Consider the following 13,118-nt stretch of genomic DNA (forward strand, 5'->3'; position numbering starts at 1 on the left):
TCCACCGCTCTATTCACAGGAATCATGATAGAACGATAGAACGACCAATACCAGCTCCCTCCTGCTTCATCGCAGTCGGGGGCTGGTATTCTTTTTAACATATTTCGGGGAGTGACAGGCACCTACCTACCCCCGTATTGCGATATATATTTCGACTTGTGCTTCTTCAGGATTGGCACATTTTTCGTCGTATTTTTCAAAGTCTCCTGTGTAGGTTCGTTCTACTTCTGATTGAGCGAACCACGCCCAGATGTCTTGCCAAGCTTTGATGACCACTTCAGGCATTGGCCCTTTCTCAGAAGTGAACACCATATATTTGGCAGCTGGAATCGTCTTCACAACCACGCCCTCTGGGACGGCTTCGCTTGATGACATTTCCATTCCAAGCGTGATCGAATACTCCCCGTTCACATCTGTCGTATAGTCAGAGTACAGCCCGTACACAATACCTGGCTTCACAAGATGAGAAACCTTCTCCCCCACCTTTTGCTGATAAAACGCTGACCATAATGATGGGATCTTTGCCTTCGAAGTCATTTCATCCGCATTGCATGTCCGAGCTGTCATTCCGATCACTTGAAAGGGTTCTTTCTCAACGACAACAGGCGCTGCGAATTCACTCTTTCTCCATCTCTTTAAATTCGGTAAAAAAGAAGCTAACATTTGACGTGCTTGATCTTCTTTCATGCCATCTTTCTTTAAATGAGGCACACAAATATCAATCATTTCCTCAACTGTTAAATCTGGCTGCTTAAACTCACCTGCCTCGTAACAATATGTACAATAGTCTTTACTAAGTTGCCCTTCTTTTTCTGTACCAAGTAACGATTGATCAGTTAATGGCCTTCCACAACTTTGACAATGATTTTGCATCTTTCATTCTCCACCCTTCTGTCATTTGCCCTTACTATAACAAACCTAACTTGACAACAGTCTGTCATAAAATGAACGGGGATTTAACGGAACGACTGATTGTAGAGAATCGCCGCCCAATTCTGAGGGATTGCCGACTGATTTTCTCACATCTCCGACTAAAAAAGGCGAATGAACGACTAATCCCCCATCTAATAGAAAAAGGACCATCTACAAGCCGAATAATCGACTTATCAGACAGTCCTTTAAAATTCATCCTTTTCTTTATATAACGCCACAATTTCCTCGGCACGTTCTTTCACAATCTTTCTTATATGTAAGGGCTCAACCACTCGGATTCGATGTCCAAAGCTAAGCAAGTAGCCGTACAGCCATTCATCTTCAGGCATTGACACGGTCACTATCGAATGCTCTCTATCCACACTGTCGGCACCAAACATTTCTTCCATTGTTGTTACCATCTGTGGATCAAAAGACAGCGTAAGATCGACCAAGTTTTGCGGCTGATGCCACTCTTTATCCCACGGCAGTTCCGATAACTTGAGCTCCTTTCGCTCAAATGACTCCTTCTCTTCTTTTACATCCTTCATTCTAGCAATTTTAAACAATCGAAATTCTTTTCTTAATCGACAATACCCATACACATACCATGTTTGCCCTTTTTGTACTAATGTGTGCGGCTCAATCCATCGATTCGTTTGTCTGCCCTCACTAGTTAAATAGGAAAAACTGACACAATGCCCCATTCTAATCGCCTGTTTCAATAAAGTGAGCTGTTCCTTTAAGACCACATTTTGTCCCCAAGGACTAAGATCAATAAATACTTGATCAATAGACTGCTTGATCGTCTCATCGGCCACACCTGTTATCTTCTCAAGTACCGCTTCAGCATGTGGGTCTTCATAAGAGGTCAGTACACTTTTAATCGCCACAGAAAGTGAGGCCAGTTCTTCCTTTGTTAACACTTGCTTGTCCACTCGGTAACCATCGATTAAACTAATCCCTCCGTTTGCCCCTTTCTGACTAACGACGGGGATCCCGGCACAACTAAGCGTTTCGACATCCCGATAGATCGTCCGAATCGACACATCAAATAACTCCGCCAGCTCTTGTGCTTTCACTTTTTTGCGATTAGTTAAAATCATCGTCATCGTTAATAAACGGTCTAGTTTCATTTTACATAACCTTTCTGATTTTGTTTCTTCTTTTTCTCTTCCACACGAAGGCCGCGCCTGTCACAACTAAAATACTAGCTAAAACAATTAACGTTTCCATCCCATAATAAACCATTGTATCAATATGATCCTCAAATACATAACCAATTGTAAAAACGACGAATAACCATATAAACACTCCTAAATAGGAGAATAATGCAAAAGTAGCGAACGGCAACTTACGCATACCATACAAGAAGGGAACAAAATTGCGTATACCAGGTACAAAATAGCTGAATAACAGAGAATAAGCATGATATTTATCAATTATCGTTAAAGACTTCCTCAAAGTTTTAGAAAAATAATTTTTACGTTCGAAAAAAATCAACAATGGCCGGCCGATAAAGCGACCGAATAAATAACTTGTTGTAATTGCTGCTGTAATTCCACAATAGGTCACTAGAAATGCAGCTATAGGATTTAATAAATTTGATGATGCCGCAAACCCTAATGTCGTAACAATGGCTTCGTTCGGTACAGGAATTCCGAAAATACCGAGCCATAGCCATAGAAACAAACCAATATATCCACTCTCTTCAATTATCGCTATCAAGGATTCCAGTTCCATTGCTTTCCCTCCGCTCACAACATCCTATATGCTAATTTTACAACTTTTCAGTATATATAAGATCGAACCTCACACTGACTTTATCGTAAGGCAATGGTAGTGAAAACCAAAAATTCACCTATTTTGTTAATCAAATCATAACATCTTTTTCAGCAAAGACTATGTTAAAATGTAGTGCTGAATTTTAGCTTATTTACACGAATGGGTCAAACAAAGCGACAGCTCCCCCTGAGGTAGCTGTCGCTTTCTATACCAAAGAAAAAAATCCTTTATAATGGATACCTAGCTAAATCCACTAAAAAGGATATGATTTTAACTAACACTCAAATAGCATCGTCTTTCTCGATATTTCGAATCGCCAAGTAGGCAATCATCACGCCAATGGCGGCGAGCCCTAATTGAAGGGGAATGAATGTCACCATGGAGAAAGCCGGATTAGTCGAGCAAGCAATCGACACAATGAACAGAGATGAAGCGATAGTGGCTGGAACCGAATATTTACGCATACCAAAGTACAATGCAATTAAGCTTGCTCCAGCAGCTGCGATGGCAAAGAAAATCATTTTTATCGCCTCTTCTAAAAATTGATGGGCAGTGACCGAAAAAGGAACAATCGGAACATAAGCATTGAGAACAAAAAACGAACCAGCAACAACGATATTAGACAACAAAATCGTAATAAACGTCAGCACTGCTATTATTAGTAGTTTACTAGCAATCATTTTCTTTCGGTTAACAGGGTAAGAGAACAAAATCAAAATCGTTTTATTTCGATATTCTTCGATCACCATTTTCGCAATCAATACCGCGGCAAATACAATAAACGTCGCTCTCACCATTCCTCCGATGAGTACAAAGACATCTTGATATGCTTTAACCATTAAGTCTCCCTCTCTTTGTGCTATATACATAATGAAACAGATCATTGCCGTCATAACAATGGTGGCAATCAGCGCCCCTTTTACATACCACCCAAATTTAAACTTCTTCATTTCCAGCTTTATTAGTTGCAGCATAATATTCTACTCTCCTCCTTTTCCCATTAAGATTAGATCCACCTATGCAAATTCACTACATATAGGATTTTTTTCAATTTTTATTCCTCGTTTCTTCTTTAAACCACATCAATTTTATTAACTTTATGATAAGAGAGATAGCCAATTCCAAGACCTAATAAACAGAATGCAACCGGTACTCCAATGAAGTCGAACAAACTAACTTGACCACTCTCATCACCAACCGCTCCGTTAATCACGACTCCAATTAATATGGCCGAGACAATGGTTGTACGAGTTGATTTTTTTCTCATACCGAAATATAAAGGAATCAAGCTTATTCCAGCAACCATAAATGCCTGAATCAAAGTAGTTGGAACTGTAGCAATCATCTCACCCATACTAACAGGTGTTTCAAAGAATCCTATCATTGGATTTAAGAAGAAAATTAATATATTGATCATTAAAGTAGCAATGATGATGTTGAAAAAACAAAAGCCAAAAACAATGGATAACTTCGCTTGCATTAATTTCTTCCGTGGTAGCGGATAAGTAAACAATAATTGCATCGTTTTATTCTTGTATTCATCAATGACTAAACGTGATAAAATACCCGCTGAAAAAATGATAAATGTGATTCTAATAGAGATATTCGTTAAAGACATGAATCCTGCATAATCTGTGAACATTAGATCACTCTCAACTTTAGAACCCCACGCCATCAGACCAACAGCAGTGAAAATCCCTAAAATACAACATGCTACGCCTTTAAAATAACGAGATAATTGATGTTTTTTCCATTCTAGCCTCATCAAATTAAGCATGGATTCCCTCCCCATTCATTAAATTTATGAAATACTCCTCCAATGAGCTATGCTTTTTATTGATACTTTCAATCTCAATATCATTCATAATCAGCGCCTTGGAGATTTCTTGCTGCGTGACTGTCATTTCATAAATGCGAATCATTTTGTCATTCATGATTTTATAATTTTTTAAACCTAGTTGATCGTCTAAAATGTAAACAGCCTTTTTAACATCTTGAACCGTGACTTCAATATACTCGGTTTGTCCGCTGCTAATACTCTCCATCGATACTTCTTTGATGAGCTTACCGTTTTGAATGACCCCAATCGTATCAGCCATCTGCTCCATTTCAGCTAAAATATGGCTAGAAACTAGCAAAGTAATGCCATATTCCTTGCAAAGCATTTTAAATAATTCCCGTAATTCTCTAATTCCGATTGGGTCTAAACCGTTGATCGGTTCGTCTAAAATTAACAGCTCTGGCTTTGTCGTAATTGCTCTAGCAATTCCTAACCGTTGTTTCATCCCGAGGGAAAAGTCTTTTACTTTTTTATTATCAACATTGTGTAAATTGACGAGATCTAACGCGTGGTCAATGGCCTTCTTGTCATAATAGCCCATGTACTCACAATGCAAGGATAGGTTCTCCTTAGCTGTTAGTTTTTCATAAAAAATCGGATATTCAATAATCGTTCCCATTCGCTTTAACACTTCATAGGAGGTATCCGTTAATTTCTCACCGAAAATTTCAATATCACCGCTCGTTGGTTTAATTAAATTTGTCATCATTTTCATTACTGTTGTTTTACCAGCACCGTTTGGTCCTAAGAACCCGTAGATTTCCCCTTTCTTCACATGCATATTGATCCCAGAAACAACCTCTTTTCCTTCAAACACCTTTGTCAGTTGATTTGTTTTTAATAGATAGGACATTTCATTTTCCCCTTTCCTTCTTTGTATATTTTAATCGTACAAAACCAACATCTCTTTTTTCTTACTCAATCCTTACAAAATTCTTAAGCTCATAGAAAAGCGCATGGCGACGCTTAACGACGTACAAACTGGACTGCTCCGAACGAGATAAAGGAAACACGATGAGGAACGAATCGATGTTGACTTATCGCAAGGAGGAGCGGGGAAGTTTGCTAGTCGTTGGAGCCTGGAGCTAGACAAGAAAAGCGGAAGGCGACGCTTAACGACGTACAAACTGGACGGCTCCGAACGAGATAAAGGAAACACGATGAGGGACGAATCGATGTTGACTTATCGCAAGGAGGAGTAGGGAAGTTTGCTAGTCGTTGGAGCCTGGAGCTAGACAAGAAAAGCGCATGGCGACGTTTCTTTAGAACAAAAAAGCTTGCAGAAAGCCTCTTTCTACAAGCTAAAACTTCACTCTTTTTAACATTATTGTAAATGCTGTTTTCTCATATGGAATACTGGAAAGATGAATTTCCCCTCCTAATGCTTCCACGAGTCGCTTTGTGATTGTCAATCCAAGTCCGCTGCCTTGGTATAAACGATTTCTTGAATCCTCTAATGTATACATTCGCTCAAATACTTTGTCGATATGGGACTCAGAAATTCCTTTTCCTTTATCCCATACATCAATATATACCATCTTTTCATCACTTCTTACCGCCATGCCCAATGTTTTACCATCGTTCCCATACGCAATAGCGTTCGAGATTAAATTATTTAACACTCGCCCTAACATTTCTGTATTTCCGAGTGCATATAGCGGTTTCTCTGGTATATCAATGTGAACCGAAAATCCTTTCGTCGTAAGCAAATCATAGAACGATAGAATATTCTCCTGACATACCTCATTAATACAAACTCTAGTTAGCTCGATGTCTTTATCTCCCGACTCTAATTTCGCTAAATCAAAAAATTTATGAATGAGTTCCATCAATTCATAAGTTTTCATCTGTACCTTTTTTAGCAATGCTTGTCGTTCTTCTTCAGACAACATTTGATCGGTTTGTAATATTTCTATATACCCAAGAATGACCGTCAGCGGTGTCTTTAAATCATGCGATACATTCGAGAGCATCTTACGCATCGACATTTCTACCTTCGCGTGATCGGCATTGGTTATTTGTTTCGCTTCTAATAAATGATTAATAGCGACCAACAGCTTTTGCAGCTCTTGATCATCTGTCACGACTAACAACTTTTCAGCTGTTTGCTTTTCGACAATCTCATGCAACTTTTCATATGTATAACGTAAATTCTCACCATTCTTTTTCTGCATGCCATATTGAAAAAAAATAACACCGAATAATAGGACAATAATTATTATTAAAAAAAGTACCATGCTACATCACTTCCAACTTATAACCGATTCCCCATAATGTTTTAATATATTGTGGGTTTGATGGATCATCCTCAATTTTCTCCCGCAGCCTTCTCATATGAACATTAATGACGTTCTCATCACCGTAATATTCTTCATTCCAAATGAGGTTATAAATTTGAGCTTTTGTAAACACACGGTTGCGATTCTTGGCAAATAATTTTAAAAGTTCGAACTCTTTAGAAGTGAGTTTAATGACTTCGTCTTTCTTCCATGCAGTAAAATTGATTGGATCTATTTTCAAATTACCAATTTGAATAATGTCATCTTGTTGCTGTTGAGGGGCTGAATATTTGGTCGAACGACGAATACCTGCCTTTACCCGTGCACATAACTCAATCATTGAAAATGGCTTACAAATATAATCATCGGCTCCAAGCCCTAACCCGATCGCCTTATCCACATCTGTATCTTTCGCCGACATCATTAAAATTGGAATAGCACTTCTTTCACGAATGATTCTCACAACTTCTAACCCATCGATCTTCGGCATCATAATATCAAGAATAAGCAAATCAAATGACCCCTGCATAAATTTGGTCAACCCTTCTTCTCCATCAGAAGCTGTCGTCACAACAAATCCCTCTTTTGTTAAATAGCTTTCTACCATTTCTTGAATTGATTGATCATCTTCTACTAGCAAAATATGAGATTGCATCTTCATTTTATCCCCTAACCTTACGGATATTAACACAGTCAATTGTACCATATTGTAGGCATGTGAAAGCTGATCACTTTTTTGAAGTTCAAGTTCCTACGTCTCAAGTCTGAGTGAAAAGTAAATCTGAGGTTCATTGTTTAAACATGGAAATTATAATACTATTAAGGAAGATATTGCAACAAAGAATAGGAGGAGTGTAATGAAAAAGTTTTTTGTTATTATGATAATCGTTTTAGCGTTCGGTACAGCATTTTTTATTGAAAGAGACTCATCTCAGGGAAACAGTGCGGACGTGACGAAACGCATTGATAAGATTGAGTTAAACATCGATAGCAGTGATACAACCATCATTGCAGAAAAACGAGATGATGTGAAAGCCGACTTTAAAGGTAAAGGAGAGCTCTCTGTTCGAAAAGATGGAGATACGATTGAAGTAGAAATGAAGCGAAAATGGTACCAATGGTTTTCATTTTTGAAAAATTCAGAGCTCACTGTTTATATTCCAGAAGATTATGATCGGAACCTAGAACTCAATATCGGCTCTGGCGATTTAACATTTTCGGGCAAGTCCAAATCACAGCCAATGAAGCTAGATACTGTTAGCATTGATATGAGTTCGGGAGATATGAAATTGGCAAACCTAGAAACGACTAAGTTTGAGCATGACGCTTCTTCAGGAAAATTAATGGTTGATTCGTTAACAACAAAAGAAGGCAACTTTGATCTTAGTTCAGGTGATGTAAAACTTACTCGATACGTTGGCCCACTTGAAGGAGAACTCTCTTCTGGTGATATGCATGTTGAAATGGAGAAATTAGTCGGCGATGTCCGTTTTGATTTAAGCTCAGGAGATGTCAAGCTCGATCTACCTGATCAAGCGGACTTTACGTTAAAAGGTGAAGCAAGCACTGGCGACATTTCCTGTGACTTTACGTTAAAAGATCAAAAGATTAGCAATGGAGATATATCCGGTAAACACGGTTCTGGAAAGAATAAAATTGACGTCTCATTATCGAGCGGAAATATGGATATTTATTAGCAGAATCAGTAAAAAAGTAGCGACCCATCAATAATAAATAGGTCGCTTTTTCTCTATCTATACGAAAGGCTACTGTATTATTTCGCCCTTTTCAACATTAACACATCCGCTTTCGTCTCCATCATTTCTTCTGTTAAAACAGTGAATTTTGCATCTACTTTATCAATCTTGTTTTCTACGACCGTTAACCTTGCTTCTACTTTATCAATCTTGTTTTCTACGACCGTTAACCTTGCTTCTACTTTATCAATTTTGTTTTCTACGACCGTTAATCTTGCTTCTACTTTATCGACTTTGTTTTCTACGGTCGTTAATCTTGCTTCTACTGCATCAATTTTTTCCGTCAATCGTTTCTCCGATGCTTTCATTTGATCAGATAACTCCATAATCGCTTGTAAGATGGCTGCCGTATCGATTGGCTGGCTCATTTTTCACCCTCCTTCTAATTTTTTTCATGAAATCTATGTTGAAAACGTCTAATTGGCTAGTTATACTTTCTGATTTATCCCGCATTAACGGGCTGTAAGACCCCCACTGATTGAAGTTTCACTTTATTATAACATGCTTTTATACCAAAATATAAGAACGTATATTCGTTCACCTATAACAAATAAAGGAAATCCCATATGTTTTCCGACCTTTCTGCACATTTTTGGCCCTCCCAGATTTTTCAGTGAGAACTAGTCATCAAAAACACTGCATATAATGCAATATTGACTACTCTTGGGTGGGTGATGGGATGAGAAAGAAAGTGATTATACTAGGTGGCGGGGTTGCCGGGTTGAGTGCGGCACATGAGTTAATTGAGCGAGGGTTTGATGTGACGATTTATGAGGCAAAGTCCATTCCTGGAGGAAAGGCTCGATCCGTTTCCGTACCTTATTCTGCAACTGCTGGAAACACGGAACTGCCCGGCGAGCATGGGTTTCGTTTTTTCCCGGGCTTTTATCGACATCTCATTCATACGATGAAGAAAATTCCTGTTGATAAAAAGAAAACGGTATATGATCACTTAGTGGACGCCAAAGAAATGGGACTCGCTCGCTTTGATAAGCCACTTGTTCCCTTTGTTTTAGGCTTTCCAAAATCGGTCATTCATTTAAGAACGAATATGAAATCTTTATTTAAAACGAACTGGGGGCTTTCAGGTCACGAGCTTGATTTTCTCGTTGAACGAGTTTGGCAAGTGGTGACTAGCTGCTCTGAAAGAAGAATGGAAGAGTACGAGTCCATCAGCTTTTGGAATTACGTTGAAGCAGATCATAAATCGGAGGCTTTTCAAAAAATGGTCGAGGGCATGACGCGATCACTCGTTGCAGCTAAAGCGAGAGAAGCGAGCTTAAAAACCATTGGGAACGTTTTTTCACAACTCCTGTTAGACTCGATTCTTCCTGGCCCTGCCAATGACCGACTATTAAACGGGCCGACAAACGATAAATGGATCGATCCGTGGTTGACTCATTTAAGAAAAAAAGGCGTTCGATTTGTTGCCGATGCGGAGTGTGTGAAGATCAATTGTAAGCAAAAAATGATTAGCGATGTCACCGTCCATCACCTCGGTCGCCAACTAACGGTGAAAGGAGACTATTTTCTTTTTGCCTTGCCTGTAGAAACGATGGAAACATTGATCTCAGAGGAAATAGTAGACATCGATCCCACCTTACAAAAAATGAAAGAACTAGCCAAAAGTGTTGGTTGGATGAATGGGATTCAGTTTTATTTAAAACGAGACATTCCGATCATCCATGGCCATATTTTATGCATCGATGCACCTTGGGCTTTAACACTGATTTCACAAAAACAATTTTGGCCTTCGACTAATTTGAAAAAATACGGGAACGGCGCCATTAAAGGGATCATCTCCGTTTGTGTGTCCGAGTGGCATCGACCAGGTATCCTCTATGGAAAAGCGGCAGCACAATGTACAGAAGAGGAGATTAAGAAAGAAGTCTGGGCCCAGCTAAAAAAAAGCTTGAATACGGGAAAAACGATCCTTCAAGATGAAGATCTTCATTCTAGTTTTATCGATCCAGACATGACATTGAAACCGCCTAACAGTATAAACCATTCCCCGCTATTAGTGAATAATGTGAACACATGGAAGCTTAGACCTGAGGCAACTACACGTATTCAAAACCTATTTCTCGCCTCTGACTATGTGCGAACGAATACCGATTTAGCCTCAATGGAAGCAGCTAACGAAGCGGCTCGCCGTGCGGTCAATGGGATTCTTGACACTTCGCGCTCGAAAGCCCAAAAATGTAAAATATGGGAAATGTATACATTTAACCTCCTTACTCCATGGCATATTCACGATGAGCACCGCTTTCAACAGGGGCTCCCTTGGGATGGAAAGTGTTCCATGATGAAAAGAATCTTATCTACAGCAAAGTATGTTTCATTGTTATATGTGAAGAAGTTTTTTTGACCCCTGTCCCCTACTGTAGATTGGAAATAAAATCGTAGCCGTATTTAATATGACGCCTTGATACAGTGAAAGAACCTACTGTATCGAGGTTTTTTATTCTCCTTTAACTTTCTCCTTCCCTGATGTAACTAAGTTTGTACTATTTTATAGTAAATTTTTTGTCTAAATCTAATACTGCTTTTGTTTTATTTTAAAAGGGATATATCATTTCATAATCTTTTGATTTCCTATAAGCTCATCGAAGTCTGAAAATTTATTATTGCCTAAAAAAGGCAGGGGTGATATATTATATAATATCCTTTGAGAACGGTTTCATGGTACAAGCTTCTGCAAGTTTTCCCTTGTCGGTCCCTTGTATCATCTGATATTACGCTTGAAAGGAATTTACTCGTATGTATGATAAGAATACGATTTTTATTATCGGTGATGCCAAAGCGTCGCAAAATAATCCGATTACCAAGAAATACAATCAGTATTTTCTGGCAATCGTAGTCGACCAGACAGATGGAAAGATCATAGATGTTGAATGTTCGGCGACAGTAGACATAACTAAACATTTTGTGCGATCGCTTTTTATTGGACGTCATATTGATGATCCTTCGATTGTAGAAGACATTAGCCAGCGTTATTTTGGCTCATCCCAAAAAGCGTTAATCGTTGCATTTAATGATGCTCAAAAAAAATATCAAGCAATTACTGCTTTGCCTAATTAAACCTAGGCGAAATCCAGTCTAACTGTTTCATTGTTAGGCTGGATTTTTTGTTTTGTACAAAGGAAGAAAGTATAAAGTGAAACTTCAATCAGTGGGGGTCTTACAGCCCGTTAATGCGGAATAAGTTAGCACTTCGCTGATTTAATCACTTTCCAAACCTCAAATTTACGATTTTAACTTCTAAAGGAGATGATATCAATGATTCAAGATGGATTTATGTATCTGAGTGTGCTTGTTGCGATGGCAGCTCTGATGGTAGCTTTTGAAAAGCGATTTAGTACGAACAAATTCTTTAAATTTATACCGGGTATTGTTCTGATTTATATCGGAGCCGCTGCGATGCAGACATGCGGGTTATTTGCGGATAATGAGGCTATTGCAGCTATGTACGCAGATGTTAAAGGGGCTTTGCTCCCAGCAATGCTCGCCATCATGTTATTAAAATGCGATATACGAAGCATCATTAAACTTGGTCCAAGAATGCTTGGCGGATATCTTGTTGCAGTTGTCAGTATCATGTTTGGATTTATCATTGTGTATGCTCTTTTCCAGAATTTCTATGTGGATGGTACTTGGAAGGCTTTCGGGGCACTTGCTGGAAGTTGGACAGGTGGATCAGCAAATATGGTGGCCCTTCAAGACATATTGCAAGTACCCGAAAATATTTTTGGTTATGCTCTTATGATGGACACAATCAATTATGCCGTTTGGGTAATGTTCATGTTTTGGCTCGTTCCATTCGCTGGAGCATTTAATCGTTGGACAAAGGCAGATATCGGATTTATCCAACAAGGATTTGATGAGATTGCAGCTGCAAATGAAGAGGAAAAAACAGGACCTCAATTCCAGCATATCTTGTATTTACTTGGTATTGGTCTCTTAATATCTTCTTTATCCATCTTTGCGGGTGAGCATTTGCCTGAAGTTGGAGCTGTTATTAATGGAACAAGCTGGACCATTATGATCGCTTCGGTGATTGGATTAGTATTAGCTCAAACACCAGTAGCTAAAATTCCAGGAGCTCTTGATGTTTCTAATGTCATGCTTTATATCATTATTGCTCTTATTGCATCACAATCTGATTTTTCAAATATTGCTCAAGCACCAATTTATCTAGTATCTGGTTTTCTTATCATGCTCATGCACTTAATTATCATGTTACTTTTAGGGAAGCTATTTAAATATGATCTATTTACACTTGGAGTTGCGAGTCTGGCGAATATTGGGGGTATGGCCTCAGCACCAATGTTAGCTGCTGCATATAGTCGAACACTAATTCCAGTTGGCGTCATCATGGCTCTCATGGGCTCATTCCTCGGTACTTATTTTGGTATGATTGTCGCTAAAATTTTGGCCTTTCTATAAAGTGAAACTTCAATCGGTAAGGGTCTTACAGCCCGTTAATGCAGGATAAAAGTTTTATCAAGAGTCATGCAAGGAATTTGTTAAAGAAAGGAAGTATAC

General features: G+C 38.7%; 13 protein-coding genes. 4 read left to right on the forward strand and 9 right to left on the reverse strand.

Features of this window, described 5'->3' with window-relative positions; translation table 11 throughout:
- Positions 1 to 126: 126 nt before the first annotated feature.
- The 8 genes from WDJ61_RS15095 to WDJ61_RS15130 form a co-directional block, all read right to left on the reverse strand.
- Positions 127 to 873, reverse strand: coding sequence for an effector binding domain-containing protein (locus WDJ61_RS15095; RefSeq protein WP_338751138.1), 747 nt, complete (start codon positions 871 to 873; stop codon positions 127 to 129).
- A 245-nt stretch (positions 874 to 1,118) separates the two neighbouring features.
- Entirely contained in the window at positions 1,119 to 2,048 is a 930-nt protein-coding gene (locus tag WDJ61_RS15100; RefSeq protein ID WP_338751140.1) for a YafY family protein, read from the reverse strand.
- Between the two features lies 1 nt (position 2,049).
- Positions 2,050 to 2,655: a DedA family protein gene (locus WDJ61_RS15105; protein WP_338751142.1), complete on the reverse strand. Its 606-nt coding sequence runs from the start codon at positions 2,653 to 2,655 to the stop codon at positions 2,050 to 2,052.
- A gap of 323 nt (positions 2,656 to 2,978) precedes the next feature.
- Positions 2,979 to 3,671 carry an ABC transporter permease gene (locus tag WDJ61_RS15110; RefSeq protein WP_338751144.1) on the reverse strand — a complete coding sequence of 231 codons (693 nt, stop codon included), beginning with the start codon at positions 3,669 to 3,671 and terminating at the stop codon, positions 2,979 to 2,981.
- 98 nt (positions 3,672 to 3,769) lie between these two features.
- Entirely contained in the window at positions 3,770 to 4,474 is a 705-nt protein-coding gene (locus tag WDJ61_RS15115) for an ABC transporter permease (protein WP_338751146.1), read from the reverse strand.
- Positions 4,467 to 5,390: an ABC transporter ATP-binding protein gene (locus WDJ61_RS15120; protein ID WP_338751148.1), complete on the reverse strand. Its 924-nt coding sequence runs from the start codon at positions 5,388 to 5,390 to the stop codon at positions 4,467 to 4,469. The genes WDJ61_RS15115 and WDJ61_RS15120 overlap by 8 nt, the downstream gene beginning before the upstream one ends.
- Positions 5,391 to 5,838: 448 nt before the next feature.
- The gene (locus tag WDJ61_RS15125) at positions 5,839 to 6,774 is read right to left on the reverse strand and encodes a HAMP domain-containing histidine kinase (RefSeq protein ID WP_338751150.1); all 936 of its coding nucleotides are present in this window, start codon (positions 6,772 to 6,774) and stop codon (positions 5,839 to 5,841) included.
- Between the two features lies 1 nt (position 6,775).
- The gene (locus tag WDJ61_RS15130; protein ID WP_338751152.1) at positions 6,776 to 7,471 is read right to left on the reverse strand and encodes a response regulator transcription factor; all 696 of its coding nucleotides are present in this window, start codon (positions 7,469 to 7,471) and stop codon (positions 6,776 to 6,778) included.
- A 202-nt stretch (positions 7,472 to 7,673) separates the two neighbouring features.
- Between WDJ61_RS15130 and WDJ61_RS15135 the strand changes: the two genes are divergently transcribed.
- Positions 7,674 to 8,513 (forward strand): DUF4097 domain-containing protein, encoded by an 840-nt coding sequence (locus tag WDJ61_RS15135; protein ID WP_338751154.1) that lies wholly within the window; start codon positions 7,674 to 7,676, stop codon positions 8,511 to 8,513.
- Between the two features lie 77 nt (positions 8,514 to 8,590).
- Here the strand turns inward: WDJ61_RS15135 and WDJ61_RS15140 are convergent, their stop codons facing one another.
- Positions 8,591 to 8,941: a hypothetical protein gene (locus WDJ61_RS15140; RefSeq protein WP_338751156.1), complete on the reverse strand. Its 351-nt coding sequence runs from the start codon at positions 8,939 to 8,941 to the stop codon at positions 8,591 to 8,593.
- 311 nt (positions 8,942 to 9,252) lie between these two features.
- On the opposite strand from WDJ61_RS15140, the gene WDJ61_RS15145 reads away from it, so the two are divergent.
- The 3 genes from WDJ61_RS15145 (at position 9,253) to WDJ61_RS15155 (ending at position 13,019) form a co-directional block, all read left to right on the forward strand.
- Complete coding sequence (locus tag WDJ61_RS15145) at positions 9,253 to 10,941, forward strand: FAD-dependent oxidoreductase (RefSeq protein WP_338751158.1); 1,689 nt, start codon at positions 9,253 to 9,255, stop codon at positions 10,939 to 10,941.
- Positions 10,942 to 11,333: 392 nt separating this feature from the next.
- Positions 11,334 to 11,654 carry a DUF3870 domain-containing protein gene (locus tag WDJ61_RS15150; RefSeq protein ID WP_338751160.1) on the forward strand — a complete coding sequence of 107 codons (321 nt, stop codon included), beginning with the start codon at positions 11,334 to 11,336 and terminating at the stop codon, positions 11,652 to 11,654.
- A gap of 198 nt (positions 11,655 to 11,852) precedes the next feature.
- Positions 11,853 to 13,019, forward strand: a complete 1,167-nt coding sequence (locus WDJ61_RS15155; protein WP_338751162.1) for a DUF819 domain-containing protein — start codon at positions 11,853 to 11,855, stop codon at positions 13,017 to 13,019.
- The last annotated feature ends 99 nt before the right edge of the window (positions 13,020 to 13,118 follow it).

Origin of the sequence: Bacillus sp. FJAT-52991, from assembly GCF_037201805.1 — a bacterium.
Taxonomy (GTDB): domain Bacteria; phylum Bacillota; class Bacilli; order Bacillales; family Domibacillaceae; genus Bacillus_CE; species Bacillus_CE kandeliae.